This is a genomic window from Paenibacillus sp. 2TAB23, assembly GCF_052115165.1.
GTDB lineage: Bacteria > Bacillota > Bacilli > Paenibacillales > Paenibacillaceae > Pristimantibacillus.
Map to the genome: position 1 here is coordinate 1 of NZ_JBFRGD010000023.1, position 25,059 is coordinate 25,059.

The following is a 25,059-nucleotide window of genomic DNA, read 5'->3' on the forward strand; positions in this document are numbered from 1 at the left end:
TTCTGGCTTGCTGTTCTGGCTTGCTGTTCTGGCTTGCTGTTCTGGCTTGCTGTTCTGGCTTGCTGTTCTGGCTTGCTGTTCTGGCTTGCTGTTCTGGCTTGCTGTTCTGGCTTGCTGTTCTGGCTTGCTGTTCTTGGATTGTCCACATCCCGGCAAGCTTATTCCATGACATAGGCCAGCAGCAAAGCTGCCGTGTTGACGACTGCGTCAGCGTGCGTGCGCTCCATGCCATGGGAGGCATGGACGCCCGGGCCAATCAAAGCCGCACGAATGTTGCTGCCTCCTCGGAGAGCCGCTGATGCGTCCGAGCCATAATACGGATAAATATCAACCGCGTAAGCCATGCCTTCACGCTTTGCCAGCTCAATAAGCCGAGTAGTCATCTCGTAATCATATGGACCGCTAGAATCCTTCGCACAGATCGAGACATCCATCTCGGTCGTCGATAGGTCATCGCCTATGGCGCCCATATCAACGGCAATCATTTCCGTAATATCCTCTGGAATATAGGAGCTGCCGTGCCCAACCTCCTCATAAGTCGAGAAAATCAGCTTGAGCGTATAGGCAGGCGTCTTTCCTTCCCGCTTCAGCCATTCCAGAAAGCCAAGCAGAGCAGCGACGCTCGCTTTGTCATCAAGATGCCGAGATTTCACCCAGCCATTCGCAAGCAGGCGTGTGCGCGGCTCCCATGATATGAAGTCGCCAGCGGAAATGCCTAGCTTCTCCGTGTCCGCCTTGCTCTTTACCAGCTCATCGATCCGAATTTCCATATTCGCTTCCTCGCGCTTCCACTCGCCTGCATCCTTGAATACGTGTACGGATGCTTTAGTTGAAAGCACCGTTCCTTCATATTTCCGGCCATCGCGCGTATGGATGACGCAATACTCGCCTTCAATGGTATGCATCGCATAACCGCCAATCGGCGTGATGCGCAGCGTTCCGCTGGCGTTGATGGAACGAACCATTGCCCCAAGGGTATCAAGATGCGCAGTCAAGCCGACTACCTTCTCCGTTGATTGCCCCGGAACCGTAATGATCCCGTTTCCCTTCGGCGTGAATGCAAGGGCATAGCCCAGGCGTATTGCCTCTTGCTCCATATATTTCATCGCTTCCATGCAATAACCGCTCGGGCTTGGAATGTTCAGCAGCGCCTCTAGCTGGCCTAGTATGTAAGTCCGATCAAGCTTCGGCGCATAAGGTGATGTCATCATGTCGTGCTCCTTTATATGTAGGGATAGATTGATCGTTGCAGTCCTCTAAGTGACCATCTGTCTATTTTATACGATTCTTCGCTCGGTTCATAATCAACGATGCTGCTCGTTATAAGCTGATATGATCCAGAAACGCTTCTTTGGCGTTTATATGCGCGGCAAATTCCACGTCATCTAGATTATAGAGGTTGAGACCTAAACAATATCGCAGCGCAGGCGTGTACATCTGCATCGACGACGACCACTCGTAAACATAATTCATATATTCCAATTGATTAGGATCGACCTCATTGATTATATTCAATTTATCTCTGGCTGAACGGTAGTACATTCTGGCGCGGTCATGGTCAAAAAACCAGCACATATCGCCTAAGAGCTCGATATGCGTGACACTTTCAGTTAAATCAGCAATTCTGCCGTCTGTTTCATCGCTTTTGTAATCATCTACCGTCAAAAGCTCCAAGTATTCGTATATTCGCTTATGCTCTTTAGAAAAGCCCAAATAATTCCGCCTTGCGGTAAGCTCAGCTTCCTCTTTCAAACCTGCCTTATAGTAGAAGCAACTGCTGCGCTGGAGCGCATTAGCGGGCGAAAAACTGTACGCGACCATGTTGAGATCGTATATGGCAATCCTTTCATGCAGTTTTGCGAGCTCAAGCGGCGCCATTTGTTTATACAAATGATCCGTCAGATAGGAAATGTCGGATACACCATCCAGCATAAAACAGTAACGGCTCTCATCCGTTACGTCAGTCTCGCGCGCAAGCTCTATTAATCTTTCTTGAGCTTCTTCGAAAATATAGGCGTTTACCTTCGTTCCTAGCTTTTCGCCACAATCGTATTTATTCATCTGTTTCCTCCGGCCGGGACATGCTCTTCACACGTTTTAATTAGATATAGAAGATCTTCTTTATATCTTAAATAGTAATAACTGCAGTTGAAATCAAGAATTATCTAAACCGAGCCAACTACAATACTTCAAAAATAGTGTATCTAGTAGCTTGGTATCTACCATTGATAATTGCTCTACTAATGGATATTTGTAGAATTGCAACAGATCTAATTTGATTCCTTCCAGTTGTTCAATCAAGTTTTTATAGCTGTATTCAACAAAAAACATGTTTTGTTTCTCTAATTCTGTTGGCGGCTCACTCTTCATCACTCCGAAATAGTCGTCCGACCAAATCCTAACATTATCAGCATCATATTGAATAGACGGGAAAGGATCATGCCCCAGCCATGGATCCTTCTTACTGCTTACTGCTTCACTGACCTCATTCCATTGCTCGAGGCCACAGCAGCAGCTTGGCACAATCTCCTTCCCTTGACCCTCGAAGGAGATTCCGCCGCTTAATGCAACGTCTTCAAGTTTGATCAATTTTTTTATAACCATACGTGGCTCTTGATTAATTTCTATATCATTCATTCCGCATAACACTGTGAGAAAAATCGAGACGTCCTCTGGACTTGAATTTCTGGATAAATAGGCTATATGGGGATTCTCCACTCTCGATAACCACGAAGGCTGTTCGTAATAAGGGTCTGTAACGACTGCTCGAATACGTGGCATCATTCAACTCCTTTTTGAAAAATCAACATATCATCCGATGCTTTTTCTTACTTTTGCTATTGAATCACAAGGAACATTTATTTTAATACTAATAGATTTCTTTCATTCACTCTCTAATCAGCGACTTAAACGCCCCAAGACTCATACCATTCAATTCCTTATAAAATGCCGCTGTTTCCAAATAATCGTGATCGTCGTAATGGATGTTTGCGTTATCATCTATTCTGAACTTGCCTTGGAATGCGCCGGAAACGACATAGGCTTCCTCGGAAACGACCGGACCCTCATAGCGATGAAGAAACAACACGAACCTGTCGCTCTTCTTGGTTGTACTTAGCGGCACAAAGCCTATTAATGAAATAACCTGACCGCTATAGCGTTCATCACCCTTTATTACGTCTTGCACCTCTACCTCCGTAAGTGAGAACCTTGCTCCTTCGTATTCCGGTAGTTTCTTGGAGACACCTGTCAGTTTTACTTCCGCTATGAATTCAGAATCAGCTTTCAATGCATCTAAAGATGAATAAATAACGGCTAAATCGCTGCTTGAATCCGGTGATGGCTTCTCTTCTGTTTTTGAGCAACCGGATAGTACTGTTACGATTACGATTAGCATCACTATACCATGCTTCAATCTTCTCATAACTTCCCCCCTAAAATATACATGATCTGTAAACTAAAGACGCTGCTGTGGGGAGAATTGTTCCGCCCATCAGTCTCTGCTTTATAATTTTTTAGAGATGTATTTAAACGCATAAACTCTTGAATAAGCTCTGATTAAGCTTTGAATAAGCTTTGAATTCTCCTTTTCCTAGTTCGATATACAAAAATAGTGCTGGTTCAAAGATCATTAGGAATTTCAGCTCCCACATGATTTTACCCTCTGGGACACTCCCTTATATTTATCAACAAAAATGCCATGAACAGAATGTTGAAGCTGCATTGCACTCGAATATTACTGGTGTTTTTCGAGTGATCTAGCTTGGCCTGAGCTATCGTGGAAGCTACGCTGCACTAAATGCAATAGAACCCTTGTAAGTAACAGCATTTAATGGGCTACGTTGTACTAAGTACAATGAAAAACGATATTTCTTGTGAAACAAACTAGAATCCGCTAATTCCATTGCAGAAACTGCAATGGAAAGTGAATATAGTCGCGCTAAAGGGCCATTCTACTGCACAAAGTGCAGCGTAGCTCAGCATCTACAAGTGTGAATCCATTTGCCGAAACTGTAATGGGGGTACGTTTAATCGTGCTAAGCAGATATTGTGCGCACAATGTGCAACGTAGCTCAAAGTATAGAAGAGTGACTCGATTTGCAGAAACTGCAATGGATGGTAGGTTCAATCGTGCTATGGAGTATTGTGCGCATAATTTGCAACGTAGCACAAAGTATATCAGTGTGACTCAATTAGCAGAAACTGCAATGGATGGTAGGTTTAATCGTGCTATGGAGATATTGTGCGCATAATGTGCAACGTAGCTCAAAGTTTATCGGTGTGACTCAATTAGCAGAAACTGCAATGGATGGTAGGTTTAATCGTGCTTTGGAGATATTGTGCTGCAGGAAGATTGAGCTTCACAAAGTACAGCGTAGCTCAGCATCTATAGTTATGACTCAATTTGCAGAAACTGCAATGGATGGTAGGTTCAATCGTGCTATGGAGTATTGTGCGCTTAATGTGCAACGTAGCTCAAAGTATATTAGTGTGACTCAATTAGCAGAAACTGCAATGGATGGTAGGTTTAATCGTGCTTTGGAGATATTGTGCGCATAATGTACAACGTAGCTCAAAGTATATCAGAGCGACTCGATTTGCAGAAACTGTAATCGGAGGCACGTTCATCGTGCTATGGAGATATTGTGCGCACAATGTGTAACGTAGCGAAAAGTATCTAGGTGAGACTAGATTTGCAGAAACTGTAATCGGAGGCACGTTCATCGTGTTATGGAGATATTGTGCGCACAATGTGTAACGTAGCGAAAAGTATCTAGGTGAGACTAGATTTGCAGAAACTGTAATGGGAGGTACGTTCAATCGTGCTAAGGAGATATTGTTCGCTGCGAATGTTATGAGGTTGGAAGGTTTAACATTACCCTATGGGACACACCCTTCTATTTATCAACCAAAACGCTATGAACAGAATGTTGTAGCTGCATTGCACACAGATATTACTGGTATTTTAGAGTGATCTAGCTTGCCCTGAGCTATTGAGGAAGCTACGCTGCACTAAATGCAATAGAACCCTTCTAAGTAAAGCATTTATGGGGCTACGTTGTACTAAGTACAACGAAAAACGATAAATTCCGTGAAACAAACTAGAAACCGCTAATTCCATTGCAGAAACTGCAATGAAAAGTGAATATAGTCGTGCTAAAGGGCCATTCTACTGCACAAAGTGCAGCGTAGCTCAGCATCTACAGGTGTGACTCGATTTGCAGAAACTGCACTGGGAGGTCCCGGAGGTACGGGAGGTGCCGGAGGTACGGGAGGTCCCGGAGGTACGGGAGGTCCCGGAGGTACGGAAGGTACGGAAGGTACGGGAGGTACGGGAGGTACGGGAGGTACGGGAGGTCGGGAGGTACGGAAGGTAAGGGAGGTACGGGAGGTACGGGAGGCACGGGAGGTACGGGAGGTACGGGAGGTACGGGAGGTATGGGAGGTACGGGAGGTACGGGAGGTGCCGGAGGTACGGGAGGTGCCGGAGGTACGGGAGGTCCCGGAGGTACGGGAGGTACGGGAGGTACGGGAGGTACGGGAGGTACGGGAGGTACGGGAGGTACGGGAGGTGCCGGAGGTACGGGAGGTACGGGAGGTACGGGAGGTACGGGAGGTGCCGGAGGTACGGGAGGTACGGGAGGTACGGGAGGTACAGGAGGTACGTGCAATCATGCTAAGGACATATTTTTCTTCACAAAGTGCAGCGTAGCTCAGCATCTACGGGTGTGACTCGAGAATGCAAATGAATTTTGCCGAGGCTGCTAGTTTCCTTTCACCCATGAAAAATGCCCCCCTCATAGCAACAGGCGGTTATTGTATCACCTATCTGCCGTATGGGGGAGCATTTCTCTTCTGGGATAACCCTATTCCTCTAATTTATCGTATTTGATTATGCGATGCTTACTCGGCTCCGCAGCTGATCATCCAATAAACGCCGTATTTATCCTCCAGCTGTCCGTACATGCCGCCCCAGAAAACCGGCTCCAGCGGTTGTATGACATTGCCGCCTGCCACCAGGTTATCGAATGCTGCCCTTCCCTCTGCTGCCGACTCAAACTCCATGTTCAGACTGAAGCCGTTCCCTCTCGTAAGAGGGCCAAATGCATCGGCCATAAAGAAGTTTACTCCGCCTGCATCAAAGCACATATGCATCACTTTATCTTTCATCGCATCATTCGACTCCGGTGCCTGATCATGTGTCATGATGGATTGGATTTGACCGCCAAGCGCTCCAATATAGAAATCAGCCTGCGCTCTGGAATCCTCCGAGATTATAAAAGGTTTAAGCGTTGCCACTCACAAATCATCCTTCCATCCAGTTATTAGGTTATTCGTTACCATTATAGCATTTCAGAAACAGCGGCGTTTCTTATGGATTGCTATGCTGCCGCGCAGCTTTCCCCGACCACCTAGCCTCCACTCTTGCTTTTATCGAAAAAAAGGATGTAATCAGTCATGCGGTTTGGAATGGCGATAAATGTAGGAGTTGACGGTCTAGTGATTGGTTAGGCTGCGCTATCGGCGATTACGTGATTCGGATTTTGAAAGTCGGTTAAGTCGTTATCGAAGCTGTAATCTTGCCGCGAATCGGGGCAAACATTCATAATCTAGAGCATCAAAAAGAAGGAAGGATGGCTTGGGGTAATTAAGCGCCATGACGATGCTTGCAATTTTCACATGCTTTTTGATTCAATCAATACCCGCCGAGTCAATCTTACAAAATCACACCCTCATTTGCTTCCATTCCATCCTGTTTCACTATCTTGCTATTCCATTCCTACATGCGTACATACGTTCAATCTTGAGGTTATACTAGTGGAAGAGGTGAAGCCCTATGACGGATAGCAGCCAAATGGAGAAATGGAATGCGGTTCTTCGCAATGATGCTTCCTACAATGACCAATTTTATTATGCCGTTAAGACGACGGGTATATTTTGCAGACCTTCCTGCAAATCCAGACCGCCTAACCCTGACAATATCGCTTACTTCGACACGGCTGATCAAGCGAAATCCGCAGGCTTTCGCCCTTGCAAGCGGTGCAAGCCTACCAGGGAGCGCATGCCCGATGAGGAATGGATTGCCGCCGCGACTGCTTATGTCGATCATTACTATATGAACGTGCTTTCCTTGGAGGCGTTGGCGGAGGCACTTCATGGCAGCCCTTATCATCTTCATAGAACCTTCAAAAAAATCATGCAGCTTACGCCGGTGGCGTATATCCAGCAGGTTCGGATCGAAGCGGCGCAACGACTGCTGATTGAAACGGACTTAACGGTATCCGACATCGGAACGCGCGTCGGTCTGCCGAATACGCCTTATTTCATCACCCTCTTCAAGAAAAAAACGAATCAAACGCCGGCAGGCTATCGGAAAGACCATCCAAAAACGAATGGAGAGATGCTTGAATGATTTACAAAAAGGATTCGCCTGAGCTGTATTGGTCTACGCTTGCTTATGAGGACTGGAACATTCATCTTGCAGCTACCGCGCAAGGGCTATGCTTTGCAGGATCGCAGAACCTTCCGTTCGAGGAGCTGGAGCAATGGAAGGGTAAAAAGCTTCCGGAATATCGTTTGGTACGCGACGATGCTGCGCTTGAGCCTTTTAGAAACGAGCTGATTGAATATTTGCAAGGCGCGCGCGCCGACTTTACCATTCCTTTCGATTACCGGGGAACACCTTTCCAGCTAGAAGTATGGCAGGCGCTGCGGGATATTCCATACGGCCAAACCAAGTCCTACTCGGATATTGCGAATCTGATCCGGCGTCCATCCGCGGTTCGTGCGGTCGGCACGGCCATTGGCGCCAATCCAATCTTAATCACAATCCCATGCCACCGCGTAATTGGGAAGAACGGAGCCTTAACAGGCTACCGGGGCGGGATCGAAATGAAAACAAGGCTGCTTCAATTGGAGAGCGCAGCGATTAGCCGCGAAAGGATCGGCGCACATGGCTGACAACCTCCCGCAGCGTATCGCTATGCTTGACTTCGATGCCATACAGCCTTCGTTGAATGAACACGGCTTTGCGAGGCTGCCTGCCTTGCTAAACCAAACAGAATGCCAAGAAATCATAGAAGCCTATGGAAATGAAGAGCTCTATCGCAGCACGATCAACATGGCAAGATACCGATTCGGCGTCGGCGAGTACAAATATTACCAGGCTCCTCTTCCTGCATGCGTGCAGCAGCTGCGGGAAGGGCTGTATCCTGGATTGGCTGAAATAGCTAACCGCTGGCTTGGGCTGCTGGGACAATCCGCCGTGTACCCGCCTTACCTGAGCGAGTTTCTCGCCCGTTGCCATGCCGCGGGACAAGAGCGCCCAACGCCTTTACTATTGAAGTATGAGGAAGGCGGCTACAACTGCCTTCATCAGGATCTATATGGGGATGTCTATTTTCCATTTCAGGCGGTATTCGCGTTGAATGAGAAGGAACGTGATTTTACGGGCGGTGAATTCCTGCTCGTCGAACAGAGACCGCGGACGCAAAGCCGAGGACATGTTATCACGCTCCGACAAGGCGAAGGGCTCATATTTCCGACGCAACACCGCCCGGTCCCAGGCTCCCGCGGCTATTATAGAACAACGCTTCGCCATGGCATAAGCACAGTTACTGCCGGAACAAGATACAGCTTAGGCATTATTTTTCATGATGCGACCTAATGTTTCCTCTCGGGGCTGTTCATGCTACTCTTTAATTGAGGCAGGTGAATAGATGAACATAGAGTATTCGTACAAACAGCCCAAATCGCTTCTCAATAAAGGAACTGGATTTCTAACCGGCTACAGCCACTCGCTTAACCCCTATACAGGCTGCACGTTTGGCTGCTCCTACTGCTACGTTCGGAAAATGCCGGTTTCTCTATTCCGAGGCAAGGAATGGGGAAGCTGGGTAGATATTAAGCAGGCTGCGGCGGCTGTCTTGCGCAAAGAACTGCTTCGCGCCCGCTCCAAGGGACCGGTTACGATCTTCATGTCCTCCAGCACTGATCCATACCAGCCGATCGAATATAAGGAACGGATCACTAGATCCTTGCTGGAGGTTATGGTCGAGCAGCCGCCTGATTTCCTGCTCGTCCAAACACGCAGCCCGCTGGTGCGACGCGATATTGACCTGTTCCTGCAGCTTGGGGACAAGGTGCGTATTAGCATGACGATAGAGACGGACCTCGAACCCATTCGCAAGCACTTCTCGCCGGATGCTCCTCCGATACAGGCCAGGCTGAAGACGCTGCAATTGCTTTCCGAAGCAGGTGTCAGCACCCAAGCCGCTATCGCGCCCATATTGCCAAGCAGTGAGGAATTCCCGCATAAGCTGAGGCCGCTCGTTGATCGCATCTGCATCGATGATTTTTTCATGGGCGATGGCAGCAGCGGGAAACGGAGCAGGCAGCTCGGAATCCATCAATGGTATGAGCAGCTAGGCCTCGAGGAGTGGCATCACCCGTCAGCATATAAGCTCGTCCAGGAACGGATGAAGCAGGTATTCTCCGAGGAACAAATCTTTATTAGCCAGAAAGGCTTTGAGCCTTAAAGCCTTCTGTTGTTGAAGCATGATTATCCCTCCAAACCATAAGCTTAGTTAAACAAATAAATGTTCAACCAAATGGTTGAACATTTATTTGTGTTCGTATATAGTTAACCGTATGGTTAAACAACATGACGATGAACTCGATGCCATTTTCCATGCGCTCTCCGATCCGACGCGAAGAGAGATGGTTAGGCTGATGTCGCTGCAAGAGCGGACGGTGTCGGAGCTGGCCGCCCCCTTTGACATGTCGCTTGCCGCTGCTTCCAAGCACATTAAAGTGCTGGAGCACACGGGCCTTCTGCACCGAACGGTTGCCGGCCGTACGCATATTTGCTCGCTTGACCGGCAAGCGCTCGCTTCAGCAAGCAAATGGCTGCATGTCTATGAACAATTTTGGAATCATCAATTCGATGCGCTTGAACGCGAGCTGAGCAAAGCGGAAAAGGAAAAGCATTAACGTTTCTATCTCCATATTAATGCTAGATTTAGTCAAGAGCTCGAACAACAAATACGATACAGAAAAGGATGTTAACAAATGGCTAAAGTGTCCCAGACTACGCTGATTATGGTACGGCAATTCGATGTTTCGGCGGAACGCGTATTCGATGCTTGGATTAATCCTGTCATGATGAGAAAATGGCTGATGACGAATGAGGGCACGAATAAATTAGCCGCGAATGAGCCTATCGTAGGCGGAAGATGGACGATAATCGATGAGCGCGAAGGCGTTGAATACACGGCTACCGGTGAATACTTGGAAATTGAGCGTCCAACCCGATTGGTCTTTACCTTCCAGATGCCGCAATTCAGCGAGCTGATTGACCGCCTAACCGTTGAGCTGAAGCCTCTCTCAAAGGGCTGTGAAATGACGTTCACACAGGTCATCAACGTAGCGCAAGAGGAAAACTGGACGGAAGCCGATATCGAGAAAGCGCTTGGCGAATACAACAGCAGCACGGAGCATGGCTGGAACCTGATGTTCGGCGGCTTAAAGGACATGCTGTCCCTTTATGTGCGGATTCAGCAAATCGGTACTGACCACATAGCAGAATCGGATGGTCAGGCCCTTAAGCAGCTTGGAGAATCGTTCTTCAAGAACGAATATGAGCATGCGATTTTCAGTCTCCGTTACTTAGGTTATGTCGAGCAGGAATCCGTCCTCTTCACGGATGCAGGCGTGCAATTGCTGAAGCTTTTAGCGCAGCACAAAGCGTAGTCTATACCCTTTTCTTCCGTTTCATGCCGCGTATTCTGCTTTTCGTTTCCGGATTTACGCGGTATGATTCGGTTATTTTTGACAAAGCCTTGTTGTAGGTAAAGTCATCAAGCGTATTGTCCTCCAAGTAGCGTTGCGTTACTTCCGGCAGCTTAATATAGCAAATAGAGATCGCCCACGCTACCGCCATTTGAACGTAATAGCTGCTTCGATCAGTCTGGTCAAGCAGCGCCAGCAATCGGTCAATGTACGCTTCTTCAATATAGAAGTTTAATAGCATGACTACGCCAAAGCGTATTTCATACGGCTTGCTTGACGCAAGGTAAGGCTGAATAAAGTCCCACACGGCTGCTTTGTTCGTTTGGGCCATTTTCAGTCCGATACAGAAGCTGTCGCATACCGACCAATTATCTATTTTGGGGACAAAATCGGCAATTCGACGCAGAAGCTCTTCGGGCTCCGCTTTAATCAAGCCGATGACCATTCCTTCCAGCATAACCTCCTCGAAATAATCGCTTTCGGCATGATTCAGATACTCTCTCCAATCTCCTTTCGCAATCGGTTTGGCTAGCTTACGCAGCTGAGGAAGGCGAACCCCTAGTATATTCGTTACGTTTGGTATAAGCGCAGAAGTGAATATTCGATAATCCTCTTCCGCGAGCGCGTGCAGCTGTTCTTTTATGTTATATTCCATCATTCTACTCCTTGTCTTCAGTCAAAGGATAATCTCCACAAATAGATGGATGCTACCGATCCATACGGTGAATAACGCTTACGGTAAGCATCGAACTGCTCTTTGGTCAGAGACGGAAGCTCATACAATTTCATCATGCCCCGTCGTATGGCGATATCTCCCCAGCTGACAATGTCGCCCCGCTCCATCGCATGGATCAGCAGCATCTCTGCCGTCCATCTGCCAATGCCTTTTAGCGTCATCAGTCTCTGGATAACCTCGGCGTCCGCGAGCTCCCGCAGCTCCTCCAATGAAAATGCGCCCGTTGAAATCGTCTTCGCGATATCGGTAATGCAAGCCGCCTTTTTCATCGTTATGCCGCAGCTTTGAATCGTTTCGGTCCGCTGCCCGGCTAGGTTGGCCGGCGTTATCGCACCAAGCCGCTCCTGCATCCGCTCCCAAATCGTATGTGCCGCCTTCGCCGAAATAAGCTGTCCGACAATAGCATGGATGAGTGCTGTGAACAGATCGGGCATCGTGACGCGTTCGATCTTGCCAAGGCGTTGAATCGCTTCGCCCAGCACAGGTTCCGCAACAGACAGAAAGTCGATTTCCGCTTGTCCATAATCAAAATGCTTCGTTGTGGCCGCCGTAATATCGTTCACCTCCAAGTACGATCCTTCTAGCATCATATGTTTCCTCTACTATACCAAATACAGAAGCCACAAATGGCGAAGCTTGAATAAAACAGCAAGATAACGAATGATTTTACCTTCCCTAAAAATAATTTAAAATAAATGGAACGAGTGTGTCGATTATATGATCGAGCGTTCGTCGTCTATATATAAGATGAACTAAACATCAGTATGCCGTTATCACTGCGCGACCAAAGTCATTCTTCCGATCGCAGGTTTTGGTTAGTTAATTTATTTACATGAAATAACACCAATATACGCTGTAACAACAGCAGAGGAGAACAATAATGCAAACCCTTATATCAAAAGACGGTACGACAATTGCCTATGACAAAACGGGTCAAGGTCCAGCGCTCATACTTGTGGCGGGAGCGTTCAGCTACAGGAAATTCCCTGGACAGGTGCAGCTGGCTAAGATGCTGTCCGAGCAGTTCACCGTTTACAACTATGATCGGCGCGGCCGCGGGGATAGCAGTGATACACAGCCTTATGCGGTTGAACGTGAATATGAAGATCTTCAAGCCATGATCGATGCAGCTGGCGGATCGGCTTATGTGTGGGGTCTATCATCCGGGGCCGTACTTGCCCTCCAAGCAGCAGCAAGCGGGGCCAGCATTACAAAGCTGGCTCTTCACGAGCCTCCGTTCGTCGTCGATGAAGCAGATCCCAAACCTCCGGAAAATTTCGTTCAACATGTAAATGAGCTTACCCATGCTAATCAGCGAGCCGAGACGATCAAATATTTTATGACCAAGGGGATGGGCGCACCTTCGTTTGTTGTAAGCCTCATGCGCATGATGCCTGGTGTCTGGTCCAATCTTGTGGCCGTTGCGCACACGCTTCCTTATGATGCCGCATTGCTTGATGGATTTATGGCGGGAAAGGCATTGCCAGCTAGCTTATGGAGTAAAGTAGCGATGCCAACGCTTGTGCTCGAAGGTACAGAGAGTCCAGCTTCCCTGCGCCATGCTGCGCAAGCGCTTGCGAGGGTCCTTCCTAATGCGAGACTGCAAAGCAAAAAAGGCCTCGGCCATACCAAGAAGCTTCAAGCCAAACTCATTGCTAAAGAGCTTGGCTCCTTCTTTCTCGGAAATAAATAACCTCATTCAAGAAGGAGCAGCTGCCGCCGCGGCAAACCTGCTCCTAATCGATACTTCTATCCTCATCCGTCTACAGCTTAAACTCGTCTTTTATAAGCTGGGCTACTTCGCTTGGCGATATATTCGAATTATCAATTCTTAGATAATGCTCTCTTGTGATTTCACCATCCAGTGAATTCAACCGATATTTATCCATGGACGCTTTTAATTCATTCTCTGAATGCTCAAGGTTGCGCTTTGAAGGCTTTTGCTCGAGTCTATGCGGGGTTTTGTTGCGTTCAAGCCTTTCTTCAAGGGTCGCTGCCAGCTCGACAAAATAAACTTCAGCACCGTGCGATTCAAAAATACGGCATGTTTCGTTAACAAAATCCCAATCCTCTTGCTGGTCAAATGCCCACACATAGGTAAATATCAACCCTTGCATGTCACTCTTCGCTACCGCCTCGAATATTTCAAAACGAAAGAGAGAGGATAGTCTCCAGGTCTCCGCGCTGAATCCAAAAATGGGGTTGAGCATCTCCAGCGTCATGTGATTATGAAATAATTTCAATTCTGTTTTGCTGGCTAATTCAAACCCGACAGTCATTTTACCGACGGCTTGCGGTCCAAATACCAATACAAATTTCATTGCTCTTTCACCCCTTTTTGAAGGATCTCGTGAATAGCTTACGAAGGAAGGATCATCCCTCCGTTATATCTGCTACTAGCTCGCTTGCGACTTCCATAAGCTTAGGAATGACTGCCTCATTGGTACCGGAAACGTAAATATCCCCATCATAATGCCTGAATGGGATCTTCGCATCACCGTAGCTCCACATGAAGAAATCTCCTTCAATTGACATCGTCGTTTCACCCGATACCGTAAAGACGGGGGAATACGCAAAATCAGCTTTTGAAGCAAAATACTGTTTGCATTCCTCCAATGATATCGTGAGCGGCGAACCGTTCGTTTCCTGCAATGATCTAGTAATGCGATAGCGTTGACTCATTGATATGCCTCCCCTATGATTTTCCATTTGTTGGTATGTAACGCTGTATTTCATCTCGTTCAACCGCAGCTTAAGCTTCTGAAAAGTATAAGCGAGATTGCCCGTTGGATCAATCCTACACTCCTTCAACCAATAGGGATCGTTTACGAGGGACGATTTAGCTTGTCTTTGATTTCATCTATGTTGGACAATAACCTTTCGCGCAAAGACTCCGGGCCTACTTCTTCAAGAAGCTTCCCGAATGAAAGCAGATAACTCTCCAGCCAATTGCCGGCAGGGAAATCTCCTTTGATGATAAAAGATCCGTCGGCATTATGTGTAATCATACTCTCGGCAAATTCATCATAAACACGATAAGCACCCTCCGCAGATATGCGTAAAGTCACACTTACTAGGTTGGCACCCATACTTTCTTCAGCTTCTGAGAATGGGACTGGCTCTCTTGGTTCAAAGCTCTGGTCCGTCGTAACTATGTCTTTCATTCGACTGATTTTAAAGACACGGTAAGCATCACTATGCAGACAATGTCCCGTTACATACCAAGCTTTGTTCTTAAAGAGCAATTCGGTCGGTTCAATCCTTCGCTCGCTCTGCTGGCCCGAGCTATTATAGTAGCGAAACACAATGATGCGATTCGAAGTGATAGCTTCCCGAAATCGTGAAAATAGCTCTCTCTGGCCTTCCTCACTACCCCATGGGGAAAAATCCACCTCGATCCAGCTCTTTGTCTCTTTCTTAAATAACCTGCTGAGCTTGCCCAGCACGCCATACAAATCAGGAATTTGCACAGCAGTAAGACTCTGTATCGACATTAGAATATGTTCTTGCTCTTGTTCGGAGAGAAGCGAGGTGTTCAATACATAACCATCTACAAGCGATATTCCTCCGCCCTTCCCTCTGCTGCTGTAAATGGGAATTCCCGCAGCGCTTAACGTATCCACATCTCTATATATCGTTCGGGTAGAAACCTCGAAATATTCGGCCAGTTCAGCAGCGGTTACATTCTTCTTATGCAGAAGGAGATACACGATCTCGAAATGCCGGCTTATCGACATGCCTATCACCTCAATAGTAGTATACGGGTTAAGCTTGTTATTACAAAGCTTAATGAAAAACGACCTGCATCAATCACAATACGGCCGTAATTCCATATTCGATCATTCCTTCGCAGCCTACTGCATTTTCTCATTTGAATATGACAGGCTGTTGTCCACTTATAAGTTATATACTCTCTGTATAGCTGAGCAGAAGCGGCAACAAGCGAAGCTTTTATTAGAATGGGAGCGATTATAGATGACCGTGCAAAAAGACATTTTAGATTTTAAGCATTTTACGGCCTGGGTGCTTACATTAAACGAATTGGATTCCTCGCTCTGGACGAAACCCATTGCCAAAGGAAAATGGTCCATTAGCGAAATCATTGCTCATATTATGAATTGGGACCGACATATACGCTCGTCAATAATCCCATCTGTCCTTAGCGGGAATACGATTACGTTCCCTTCGATTAACCGTTACAACCAAATCGCTTCTGAGTATGCAAGGTCTGGTATTACACAATCCGCATTAATAGAAGAAGCCGTTCGAACCCGTGAAGCGCTCGTTGCCGAGCTGCTAGCATTGCCCGACGAGCTATTCCATGTACATTTAGACTATGACCTCGCCTTTTTAATCCATGAATTTGTTGTACATGATGATGAGCATAAGGAACAGGTGGTTCAATTTCTAAAAAATCCAAACGATTAATCGCATCAAACAGAAAAGGAGAAGCTGCTGCGGCAGCTCCTCCTTTTCTGGCTCGTTGCAGGTAATGAACCCAACAGAATATAATGAAAGATTGATATATGCCGAGGAGCAAGAGCATTCTCTTGCTACCCTGGTATGTAAATATCAATTCGGCTCTCTTCACTGTCCAAATCGTTTATATCCTGCCAATATTCGAGATCAATCGGTCTAATTCCAAAGCTGCTGTTTATATATTCATACGTAGCGCCGAGCTGTGATTCTGGGCCTTTATGCATGATTTTGATGTATCGGCCAGCTGCAATCGTATGGCTTATCATGCCGCTTGGCAAGTGATCGAACGCGCTCACCTCTACTGCGATTACGTGCTCGAACGGTACATCCGGCGTCCATTCACCGTCATGAGGATAGATTTGATTCAAATACATCCCTGTTCCTACCCTATTTTTAATTTCATCTATTCGTTTCGCTAAGTCTCTGCGCAGCGTTTCAACGATTTTCGATTCTAGCACATGGTTTAAGCTTTCCGTTATTGTGAAACCAACCAGCTTGATCTCTTCTTTTTCCATAACCTCGGACTCATGCGACTTCATCTTATATTCCTCCTTATTATTCGGAAAGTAAGCTTGTTCAATGATGGCGATCCTCCTATCAATATAAGGTTTTTCGCCTGCCAAGCCAAGTCCGTTTTTCCCCATCTACTTCTTCAAATCGCTTGGCGCTACGCCCCAATATTTGCGAAACACCTTGGCAAAATAACTGAGATCGCGATAACCTACCGCACTGGCTGCATCATACACCTTGGCGTCGCCAAGCAGCAGCTCCTTGGCCCGCTCCATCCGCCTAGACAGCACGTAGCCCGAGAACGCTTCTCCCGTTTCCTTCTTGAACAGACGGCTCAAATAAGACGAATTCAAATACAGCCGCTCCGCAAGGGAATGCAGGCTTAGGTCATCGGCCAGCATCTGGTCGATAGTCGAGAGGATACGTTTGATCATCTGATGGCTCGAGCTTCTTCGCTCCTGCTCCAGATAAGCGCCGATCTGCCCGGTCACCCGTCTCGCCCACTCCGTAATCTGGCTGCGGGACACCAATCCCTCCAGCGACAGGAAATAAGAATAATCATGTCCAAGCACCTTCTTCAGCGTCCAACCCTGTGATTGGATAATTCGAATAAATACGCCGCTCAAAAATAACAAATGCTCATAAGCGAGCTCGGTTGAATCCGCCTCGTTAAAGACGCTATCCACATACCCATCCATTAACTCGGCTGCGTCCCCCGTGTATAAAGCCATTTCCAGCTGCCGCTCGAACGCGGTGTCGAACTCAATTGGTCGCTCGGACTGTCTGACCTCAAGATAGGGAATAGCAATTTCGTGTCCATAAATCGCTCTCTCCTGCAAAGCACGGCAAGCCTGCTGATAGGAGATTGGCACATCCTTTAAGACGCATACGGTCCCCATGCCAACGCTCGCCGTCAGCTTGAGACACTCCTTCACAACACTCAGCAGCCTGGTTATCCTTCCGTTCATTCGTTTCGACAGCTCACCTTCGGGCTCCCCTGACTGGCTTGCGAATAGCAATACCGTGGATCCGTTGGCATCACCGAACACATGACATTCATCCGAAGGCATGCATTCCTTAGCGATTCGGTCCAGCGAGAATTGCAGCAGTGGCATGTCTGCTGGGGAAAAGCGCGATTCAGTCTCCGACAACGGATCAATCTCGCATACGGCAACGGCATAGCTCCCGCTTGCTTGCAGCGCCAAATTCAGCTCCCGAATATGCTTGTGCAGCTCCCATTCGGCATAGCCATTCGTCAACCAGCTGCGCAGGAAATCCTGCTGCAGCTGAGGCAGCCTGCTTTGCCACATCCTCTGAAGCTCACTCAGGCTGTGCTTCTCGGACAGCTCTCGCCTAATATCCTCCGCAACCTCTACCACCGTATGCAAAATTTCTTCTTCGCCTGCCGGTTTAAGCAAGTATTTGCTCACGCCAAGCCCGATTGCACGCTGCGCATATTGGAAGTCGTCATGTCCGCTCAGTATGATAATCCTGGTCTGCGGCTCCCGCTTAAGGATTGATTCAGCCAGCGTCAAGCCATCCATCTCCGGCATTTCAATGTCCAACAGCAGAATATCCGGCATGCGACGTCCAGCGACATCCAGCGCCTCCTTGCCGTTTTCGGCCAAAGCGATAACCTCTATGCCGTGGAGCTCCCAAGGTATGTTATTGGCTAAGCTGTTCAGAATGCGGATCTCATCCTCCACAATCATTAGATTCACGTCTCTTCGCCTCCCCAATCTTGCCTGCAGCGCTCAACCGGCAGCTTGATGCGAGCGGTCGTCCCGGCTCCCTCCTCGCTCTCAACCGTAAACGAGGCAGCTTCTCCATAATAAAGCTTCATTCTCGCCTTCACGTTCAACAACCCAAAAAAATCCATGCCCCGATCCGAAGCCGCATTCACGTCACCGCCTCCGCTCCGGCCAAGCGCTTCGCGGATCCGTACCATTCGCTCCTCCCCGATTCCCTTGCCATTGTCGGACACCGTCAGTACGAGCCATTGCTCTTCTATCTCCGCTGAAATGCGCAAATCTCCGCCAGCCCTTCTCTTCTCCAGTCCATGCAGGATCGCATTCTCCACAAGCGGCTGCAGCAGCAGCTTAAGCACGTACAGCCCGCTGCTGTCTCCGATAGACTGGAAGCTTACGGTGAACTGATCCACGAAGCGCAGCTGCTGCACACGTATGTAATATTGAAGATGAGAGAACGTCTCCTCCACGGTGAAGGCTTCCTGCCCCTTGCTTAAGCTAAGCCGGAAGAAGCGGGACAGGTTCAGCACCATCTCACTGATTTCGTCGGCGTCGTAGTTTTTGGCCGACCAGTAGATCGAATCAAGCGTATTATACAAAAAGTGAGGGTTAATCTGTGATTGCAGAAACTTAAGCTCCGTCTTCGTCATCCGCAGCTGCTGCTCATAAATATCTCGAATCAGATAACGCTGCTGCTCCGCTGTCTGATTAAACGCATCGGTCAAATAACCGAGCTCGTCTTGCCTGTTATTCGCCAGCTTCGTTTCGAGATTACCGATGCGAAGCTGCTTCATCCCGTATACCAATGAGGATATCGGCGAGGATATGCTGCTATACACAAGCCAGGAAATCCACACCGCAAGCAAACAGCTGATCAAAATAATCCAGTAGGAGAAAATTTGCAGCGGCCGCGATTTCTTATAAATCTCCTTCTCCGGCTGCACGAGGAGCACCGACCAGCCGCTGCTCGATTGCGCACGCAGCACCAGATGGTTTTCGGAGGACCCCGGCGTCAGCCGTATCATGGATTGCTCCTCCTTCCTATCCGACAGATCAACACGCTGCTCCTTGGACGCATTGGTGACAATGAGGCGTCCCGCATCGTCCAGCAGATAGACCTGTGAGGCCTTGCTGGGAACCAGGCTCATCAGATAGCCGAGCAGCAGCCGCTTCGGAACCGAGAGCATCAGCACATTCGTGTCCCGATCCCGACTGTACAAATCCATTCGCTGCATAAGCACAATCTGCTCCTCGTTGTATACCGGATCAGCCCAGCCTGACAAGGCTTCCTCGTGATGGTCCGGCAAATACAAGCTGTAAGCGGCTCCGGAGTTGACGACATCGGTATACCATTTTTCTGTCACTGCTTCCGGCCTGTACAGCGCCCCTATCCGGCTTGACAGCATCCGTCTAGAGCTTCCGTGATAGACCGTAACCCCCGATAAATTCGGATTAATAGCGGTAATATTAACAAGCTGCAGCATCACCTGCGAGAAATCATAGAGCGCATCCGGCGTCAGCTGTTCCTCATTATGCTTCAAGTGGGTGGTGAGACTGCGATCGGTCGAGAGCAGCGTAGACAAGTTTTTGAGCCCCTCCATCGTCATGTCCACATAATTCAGAGCCGAGCTCATGGCACTCATCGTACGCTCACCAAGCTCCTGCTCCAGAATACGCTGCGAGCGAGCATTGGCATACATGCTGAACAGGATGAGAGGGAGCAGTATGACGATAAAATAACAGGTCAGTCTCACTTGAATGGACCCGCTGAATTTATTCTGAAACGCTCTGAGCCATTTCATCGCTATCCCTCCGTGCCGTAATAGTAGCTCCATTATAGTAGTTTGCCCGCATAGCGGAAATAGCGCTCCCAAGGAGCGCTATTTCCGCTATGCGCGGGCAAGGTCCGGACCACGGTCCGCGGCAATATCCCTAGTAAGCAGATCACCGACCATTCCATTCACCCTTGCAACTCTACTTATTTTCCGTATACCAGGCATTAACCTCTGCTGTAATCTCGTCTCCGCCCTTCTTCTTCCATTCCGCAACAAACTCGTCGAAAGCATCAAGCGGCAGCTTGCCTACAACAATTTTCGTGAAATATTCTTCCTCCAGCTTCTGCAGGTCGGCTTTATATGTGCCCATGCCTGGTGTCGGAACGCCGAAGAATTGATCACGGATCGCCACTTTTTCAATCCGGTCGATGTTATCGTTCAGTTTGAATTCCATGCCTAGCGAATCCAAACGGTCGCGTTCCTCCTTTGCTCCGTAAGGCCGAATCGATTCACCCAGCGTTTGGCGATAAATATGCTCATTGTGCTTCTCGAAATCGGTTACGATCTTGCCGTCCTTCAACGACCAGACCTCATTCTCGAATCCAAGCAGAAGCGTACGGTAGCCATCGCCGTTCATAAAGTTAAGCATACGTACGACGGCATCCGGGTTTTTACTCGTAATCGGCACCACGTTGTAGCCGGAAATATACCCATGACCCATCGTGCCTTGCTTGCCCTCTGGACCAACCGGGAATTCGAGCGGAATCCATTCGGCGTTAGGCTCGTTGTTTTTGCTGGTCAGAATCGGACCGCGCGTGTCATACCAGAAGGCAGAGAACAAACCGACTTGCCCGCTGGCGATCTTCTCATTAAAGTTCGCTTCCTTATTAAGCAGCCATTCGGGATCGAGCAGCTTATCCTTGTGCAAGCCAGCGACGAAAGCCAACGCTTCCTTCATTTCCGGCAAAATGCTGGAATTGACCAGCTTGCCCTCACGCTCCGTCCACATCCCCTTCTGAATGCCGAACGCGCCGACAAGCGGAGCCATTCTTGCCAGGTTCTCTGCCATAATATAGCCGTAGGTATCGTCTTTGCCATCCCCGTCCGGATCATCCTGGGCGAAGGCTCTCATGACCTCGCGATATTCCTCCAGCGTTTTCGGAGGCTGCAGGCCGAGGTTATCCAGCCAATCCTTGCGAATGTACATAATTTCATTGCCCGGAACGGCGTTCATCGATGGGATCGCATAGATTTTGCCGTCGATCGTGACCGTTTTCCAAGCATCTTCAGGGATGTTCGCTTTAAGATCCTCCCCGTACTTGTCGATCCATTCATTCAATGGCTGGAGTGCATTCTGCTTCACATAATTCTCGAACCAGCTGGAATCAAATGTGTAGATCATATCCGGCAAATTGCCTGAAGCCATAATGACGTTCAGCGCATCCTGATAGCCATCCGACGGAGGGATTTGCAGCGAAATATCCAGGTTCGTATTCTCTCTTACATAATCGATGTACGGATTCTTGTTCTCATCCATGCCATCCGGGAATTTGCGGCCGCCGTTGTTGAAGACGACGCGAATCGACTTTTTCTCCAGCTCCTCGGAGCCGACCTCACTTGGTGCATCGGATGGACTCCCCGGTGATGCGGAAGGATTGGCAGGCGTATTCGCCGTCCCTGACGAGCAAGCCGTCAAGCCTACCATCGTGATGAGCGTGAGCAGTGATAGGGTCTGTTTCCATTTTTTCATCGTTTTCATTTCCCCTCTCGTATTCTCTTTGGTCTAGCCTTTCACTGAGCCAAGCATAATGCCCTTGACGAAATATTTCTGCAAAAACGGATACACGATAAGAATCGGAATCGTGCTTGCGACAAGCGCCGCTGCTTTAAGCGATTCAAGCGCCAGCAAGGTGCTGTCCAGATTCGCCGAGTAGCCGGAGTTGTTGTCAATGTTGGATTGGTTGAACATAACAAGCTCCCGCAAATACACCTGCAGCGGGAACAGCTCCCGATTCGTGACATACAGCACCGTATCGAAAAAGGAATTCCAATGGCCTACCGCATGGAAAAGCGTAATTGTGGCAATGGCTGGCATAGAAAGCGGAATGACGATTCTGAACAATATGCCAAGATTTGAGCCGCCGTCAATTTTCGCCGATTCCTCCAGCTCCGCTGGTACGCTCTGGAAAAAGTTCTTGATAATAATGACGTTGAATGCGCTGATCGCGCCTGGAATAATAAATGCCCAGAACGTATTCAGCAAGCCCGTTTCCTTAACAACCAGGAAGGTCGGAATCATGCCGCCGCCGAACATCATGCTGAACACGATCAGAAACATGATCGCCGATCTGCCTTTAATGTACGTTTTGGAAATCGGGTACGCAAGCAAGCAGGTAAGCACTACGTTGACGATCGTTCCGGCAACCGTTCGCAGCACGCTGACTTTGAACGCATTCAAAAAAGCATTTTCGCTAAGCACCCTGCTGTACGCCTCCAGCGAGAAATCAACCGGCCATAACGATACTCGGCCTGTTGTTATCGCTTGATGGCTGCTGAGCGATTGCGCCAGGACATGGACAAATGGCGCTAGCGCAAGCAGGGCGAATGCTCCCAGTAAGATATAATTAATTGCCGATCCCAGACGCTCTCCTCTGGATAGTCTCATGAATTCGCCTCCCTCGCTACCATATTCCTTCTTGTCCAAGCTTCTTGGCGCCTTTGTTGGCAAGAATGACAAGGATTAGACCAATAACTGCTTTAAACAATCCTACAGCTGTTGTAAAGCTGAATTTCGCCTGCTGGATACCGACACGGTACACATAGGTTTCAATAACATCTCCCACCTCATACACCATGGAGTTATAGAGGACGAAGATTTGCTCGAAGCCTACATCCAGCACATGTCCGAGCCGCAGCAGGAACAAGATGACGATGACGCCCATCATGGATGGCAGCGTAATGTGTAGAATTTGCTTCCATTTTCCTGCGCCATCTACGATCGCGGCTTCATATAGCTGCGGGTCTATGCCTGCGATAGCCGCCAAGTAAATGATCGCCCCCCAGCCTACCTCCTTCCAGATGTCGCTGGCGACGACAATGCTGCGAAACCAATCCTCGTTGGTGAGGAAGAAGATCGGTTCAAAGCCCAGCATCTCAATCAGCTTGTTGACGATACCCGAGGACGGCGACAGCACGTTGACCATTATGCCCCCAAGAATGATCCACGATAGAAAATGCGGCAGGTACACGAGCGTCTGAATCGATCGCTTGAAAAACATGTGCCGGATTTCATTAAGCATGATTGCCAATATGATCGGGCCCGGAAATCCCCATATCAGCTTATAAATGCTAATCAGCAGTGTATTGCGGAAGATGGTGTAGAAATCGTCAGCCAAAAACATATTTTTGAAATGCAGCCAGCCAACCCATTCACTCTCCCATATTCCGCTAAACACGCTGTAATTCTGAAAAGCAATGACAACCCCCCACATCGGAAAATATTTGTACACGACAAAATATAAAATGCCGGGCAGCATAATGAGATATAAATCCCAATATGATCGAATGGCCCGAAACCGGCGTTTCTCCGGCTTTAAAGTCCACTCTTGCTCCGCCTTCAATCCGGCGGCATCAGTAACAGCCATGCCTTTCACTCCCCTCGCTATGCGTCATCCCTATGATTGCTCCGGATAACTAAATTGTAAGGGAAGCGATTACAATACGTTAGGGGACAGCGATGACCTTTATCGGTAAATTGATGACCTCCCAGGCAAGAAGTCCATATTAACTGCTGCTGTTTTCAAAGCGTCCATAAAAAAGAAGCCATGAACGTCAAGATCACCGTTCAATGGCTTCTCCTATTCGACTATGGCAAAATTTCAGATGTAGGTTTATTAGGGAAGATTGATGACTTATTTGAGGCTTCTATGACATCAAGAGTTAATGCCAATAAGGGTATGCCCCATATAAAAGGATCCTCTGAGCCTAACCTCCTCAAATGGCAGCAGCGGGTTCGCGATGCGTCGAAGCATCAGCTCGGCGGCACGCTCCCCCGCCTCCCTAACAAGCAGGAGAGGCCTTGTCATCTCAGGAAAATATGTAGGTTCCTCATTCTCCATCCCTACGAGCGAGAAATCCGCTGGAATAGTTAAGTGTAGAAAAGATGCCGCGACATAAACCCATTCGGCTACGCCAGGAATGGCGCCGATAACAGCCGTATATTCGCCCGAGCTTAACCGATCGCGAAGCAAGGACATCCACGCGGCACGATCTGCGGTAGATATAGTAATATGATTGCCCGGCTCGGCCAACCCACCCAATCCCAGCCGCTCTGCTGCTGCATCAAAAGCCTGCCATCTTAATCGAAAGCCGCGCTGTGGCTCGATTTCCCCCACGTACAGAATATGCCGATGGCCGCAGCGGTACAGCTCCTCCATTGTCCGATGAATCGCGTATTCCACATCCCAGATAACGCTGTCTACCTCAGCCAGATCGGAAGGATAATTCAACAGCACCTTTGGCATGTTCAGCTTTAAGAGCGCCGCTTCCATCCACTCGGGTATGGCGGCGGTCAGAAACAGGCCATCTGCAAAAAACAAGCCGTTCTGCTCCAGCCACTCCGCGAGTTCCGCTTCATTCGTCAGAGAGGCTGGCACCAGCAGCGGATATAGGGAATGTCCAAGCTCGTTCAACCGAAGCTGCACGCCTTCAAGCTGCATCCGATGAAACAGCGAATCCCCGATCAGCAGCATGGCAAAGCGCCGCGGATTCGTGTTCGCCCAGGATATGCGCTCTGCAAAAATGCCCGATTCCTGCTCCTTCGTCCGGTAGCCATGCTTGCGCGCACAATCCGCGACCGCTTTGCGTGTCGCCTCGGACATGCCTGGCAAACCTCGGAGCGCTTTTGAAACCGTATGGATCGTCAAGCCCAGCTCATTCGCAATCGTATGTAAGGTGACGGTTTTTTTTCTCGGCATGGAAGAGCCCCCTCGCGTGATTCATTGCGTTAATTGTAACAAAA

The 25,059-nt window shown here is 48.5% G+C and carries 26 protein-coding genes; 9 read left to right on the forward strand and 17 right to left on the reverse strand.

Going from position 1 to position 25,059, the window contains the following annotated elements; genetic code table 11:
• Positions 1-158: 158 nt before the first annotated feature.
• The 4 genes from AB4Z29_RS25630 to AB4Z29_RS25645 form a co-directional block, all read right to left on the reverse strand.
• The gene (locus tag AB4Z29_RS25630; protein ID WP_441945816.1) at positions 159-1,211 is read right to left on the reverse strand and encodes a M42 family metallopeptidase; all 1,053 of its coding nucleotides are present in this window, start codon (positions 1,209-1,211) and stop codon (positions 159-161) included.
• Positions 1,212-1,320: 109 nt separating this feature from the next.
• Positions 1,321-2,061 carry a hypothetical protein gene (locus tag AB4Z29_RS25635; protein ID WP_441945817.1) on the reverse strand — a complete coding sequence of 247 codons (741 nt, stop codon included), beginning with the start codon at positions 2,059-2,061 and terminating at the stop codon, positions 1,321-1,323.
• Between the two features lie 93 nt (positions 2,062-2,154).
• Positions 2,155-2,784, reverse strand: coding sequence for a hypothetical protein (locus AB4Z29_RS25640; RefSeq protein ID WP_441945818.1), 630 nt, complete (start codon positions 2,782-2,784; stop codon positions 2,155-2,157).
• A 103-nt stretch (positions 2,785-2,887) separates the two neighbouring features.
• Complete coding sequence (locus AB4Z29_RS25645) at positions 2,888-3,424, reverse strand: hypothetical protein (RefSeq protein ID WP_441945819.1); 537 nt, start codon at positions 3,422-3,424, stop codon at positions 2,888-2,890.
• Positions 3,425-5,439: 2,015 nt separating this feature from the next.
• On the opposite strand from AB4Z29_RS25645, the gene AB4Z29_RS25650 reads away from it, so the two are divergent.
• Positions 5,440-5,733: a hypothetical protein gene (locus AB4Z29_RS25650; protein WP_441945820.1), complete on the forward strand. Its 294-nt coding sequence runs from the start codon at positions 5,440-5,442 to the stop codon at positions 5,731-5,733.
• A gap of 171 nt (positions 5,734-5,904) precedes the next feature.
• Here AB4Z29_RS25650 and AB4Z29_RS25655 read toward each other — a convergent pair whose 3' ends face one another.
• On the reverse strand, positions 5,905-6,300 hold the full coding sequence (locus AB4Z29_RS25655) for a VOC family protein (RefSeq protein ID WP_441945821.1): 396 nt from the start codon (positions 6,298-6,300) through the stop codon (positions 5,905-5,907).
• Positions 6,301-6,838: 538 nt separating this feature from the next.
• Here AB4Z29_RS25655 and AB4Z29_RS25660 point away from each other — a divergent pair.
• From AB4Z29_RS25660 to AB4Z29_RS25685, 6 genes are all read left to right on the forward strand, one after another.
• The gene (locus AB4Z29_RS25660) at positions 6,839-7,414 is read left to right on the forward strand and encodes a bifunctional transcriptional activator/DNA repair enzyme AdaA (RefSeq protein ID WP_441945822.1); all 576 of its coding nucleotides are present in this window, start codon (positions 6,839-6,841) and stop codon (positions 7,412-7,414) included.
• Complete coding sequence (locus AB4Z29_RS25665; RefSeq protein ID WP_441945823.1) at positions 7,411-7,962, forward strand: methylated-DNA--[protein]-cysteine S-methyltransferase; 552 nt, start codon at positions 7,411-7,413, stop codon at positions 7,960-7,962. Before AB4Z29_RS25660 ends, AB4Z29_RS25665 begins: the two co-directional genes overlap by 4 nt.
• Complete coding sequence (locus AB4Z29_RS25670) at positions 7,955-8,668, forward strand: 2OG-Fe(II) oxygenase (protein WP_441945824.1); 714 nt, start codon at positions 7,955-7,957, stop codon at positions 8,666-8,668. The genes AB4Z29_RS25665 and AB4Z29_RS25670 overlap by 8 nt, the downstream gene beginning before the upstream one ends.
• 52 nt (positions 8,669-8,720) lie before the next feature.
• Positions 8,721-9,539: an SPL family radical SAM protein gene (locus AB4Z29_RS25675; protein ID WP_441945825.1), complete on the forward strand. Its 819-nt coding sequence runs from the start codon at positions 8,721-8,723 to the stop codon at positions 9,537-9,539.
• Between the two features lie 112 nt (positions 9,540-9,651).
• A complete protein-coding gene (locus AB4Z29_RS25680; protein WP_183569636.1) occupies positions 9,652-9,993 on the forward strand; it encodes an ArsR/SmtB family transcription factor in 342 nt (113 codons plus the stop codon).
• A 78-nt stretch (positions 9,994-10,071) separates the two neighbouring features.
• Positions 10,072-10,752 (forward strand): SRPBCC family protein, encoded by a 681-nt coding sequence (locus tag AB4Z29_RS25685; RefSeq protein ID WP_441945826.1) that lies wholly within the window; start codon positions 10,072-10,074, stop codon positions 10,750-10,752.
• A gap of 1 nt (position 10,753) precedes the next feature.
• On the opposite strand, the gene AB4Z29_RS25690 is transcribed toward AB4Z29_RS25685, so the two are convergent.
• Together AB4Z29_RS25690 and AB4Z29_RS25695 are read right to left on the reverse strand one after the other, a co-directional pair.
• Complete coding sequence (locus tag AB4Z29_RS25690; protein WP_441945909.1) at positions 10,754-11,446, reverse strand: DNA alkylation repair protein; 693 nt, start codon at positions 11,444-11,446, stop codon at positions 10,754-10,756.
• A gap of 17 nt (positions 11,447-11,463) precedes the next feature.
• On the reverse strand, positions 11,464-12,117 hold the full coding sequence (locus AB4Z29_RS25695; RefSeq protein WP_441945827.1) for a DNA-3-methyladenine glycosylase family protein: 654 nt from the start codon (positions 12,115-12,117) through the stop codon (positions 11,464-11,466).
• Between the two features lie 290 nt (positions 12,118-12,407).
• On the opposite strand from AB4Z29_RS25695, the gene AB4Z29_RS25700 reads away from it, so the two are divergent.
• Positions 12,408-13,220 carry an alpha/beta fold hydrolase gene (locus AB4Z29_RS25700; protein ID WP_441945828.1) on the forward strand — a complete coding sequence of 271 codons (813 nt, stop codon included), beginning with the start codon at positions 12,408-12,410 and terminating at the stop codon, positions 13,218-13,220.
• Between the two features lie 70 nt (positions 13,221-13,290).
• On the opposite strand, the gene AB4Z29_RS25705 is transcribed toward AB4Z29_RS25700, so the two are convergent.
• The 3 genes from AB4Z29_RS25705 to AB4Z29_RS25715 form a co-directional block, all read right to left on the reverse strand.
• Complete coding sequence (locus tag AB4Z29_RS25705; protein ID WP_441945829.1) at positions 13,291-13,848, reverse strand: shikimate kinase; 558 nt, start codon at positions 13,846-13,848, stop codon at positions 13,291-13,293.
• Positions 13,849-13,900: 52 nt separating this feature from the next.
• Complete coding sequence (locus AB4Z29_RS25710; RefSeq protein WP_441945830.1) at positions 13,901-14,209, reverse strand: hypothetical protein; 309 nt, start codon at positions 14,207-14,209, stop codon at positions 13,901-13,903.
• A gap of 143 nt (positions 14,210-14,352) precedes the next feature.
• The gene (locus AB4Z29_RS25715) at positions 14,353-15,264 is read right to left on the reverse strand and encodes a helix-turn-helix transcriptional regulator (protein WP_441945831.1); all 912 of its coding nucleotides are present in this window, start codon (positions 15,262-15,264) and stop codon (positions 14,353-14,355) included.
• Between the two features lie 238 nt (positions 15,265-15,502).
• On the opposite strand from AB4Z29_RS25715, the gene AB4Z29_RS25720 reads away from it, so the two are divergent.
• A complete protein-coding gene (locus tag AB4Z29_RS25720; protein WP_441945832.1) occupies positions 15,503-15,955 on the forward strand; it encodes a DinB family protein in 453 nt (150 codons plus the stop codon).
• A gap of 125 nt (positions 15,956-16,080) precedes the next feature.
• On the opposite strand, the gene AB4Z29_RS25725 is transcribed toward AB4Z29_RS25720, so the two are convergent.
• The 7 genes from AB4Z29_RS25725 to AB4Z29_RS25755 all read right to left on the reverse strand — a co-directional run bounded on the left by AB4Z29_RS25725 (position 16,081) and on the right by AB4Z29_RS25755 (position 25,015).
• The gene (locus AB4Z29_RS25725) at positions 16,081-16,545 is read right to left on the reverse strand and encodes a GyrI-like domain-containing protein (RefSeq protein WP_441945833.1); all 465 of its coding nucleotides are present in this window, start codon (positions 16,543-16,545) and stop codon (positions 16,081-16,083) included.
• Between the two features lie 105 nt (positions 16,546-16,650).
• Positions 16,651-18,228: a response regulator gene (locus AB4Z29_RS25730; RefSeq protein ID WP_441945910.1), complete on the reverse strand. Its 1,578-nt coding sequence runs from the start codon at positions 18,226-18,228 to the stop codon at positions 16,651-16,653.
• Between the two features lie 5 nt (positions 18,229-18,233).
• Positions 18,234-20,066, reverse strand: a complete 1,833-nt coding sequence (locus AB4Z29_RS25735) for a cache domain-containing sensor histidine kinase (protein ID WP_441945834.1) — start codon at positions 20,064-20,066, stop codon at positions 18,234-18,236.
• Between the two features lie 172 nt (positions 20,067-20,238).
• The gene (locus AB4Z29_RS25740) at positions 20,239-21,789 is read right to left on the reverse strand and encodes an extracellular solute-binding protein (RefSeq protein ID WP_441945835.1); all 1,551 of its coding nucleotides are present in this window, start codon (positions 21,787-21,789) and stop codon (positions 20,239-20,241) included.
• A 33-nt stretch (positions 21,790-21,822) separates the two neighbouring features.
• The gene (locus AB4Z29_RS25745; RefSeq protein ID WP_441945836.1) at positions 21,823-22,704 is read right to left on the reverse strand and encodes a carbohydrate ABC transporter permease; all 882 of its coding nucleotides are present in this window, start codon (positions 22,702-22,704) and stop codon (positions 21,823-21,825) included.
• Positions 22,705-22,720: 16 nt separating this feature from the next.
• The gene (locus AB4Z29_RS25750; protein ID WP_441945837.1) at positions 22,721-23,683 is read right to left on the reverse strand and encodes an ABC transporter permease; all 963 of its coding nucleotides are present in this window, start codon (positions 23,681-23,683) and stop codon (positions 22,721-22,723) included.
• Between the two features lie 288 nt (positions 23,684-23,971).
• Complete coding sequence (locus tag AB4Z29_RS25755) at positions 23,972-25,015, reverse strand: LacI family DNA-binding transcriptional regulator (RefSeq protein ID WP_441945838.1); 1,044 nt, start codon at positions 25,013-25,015, stop codon at positions 23,972-23,974.
• Between the last annotated feature and the right edge of the window lie 44 nt (positions 25,016-25,059).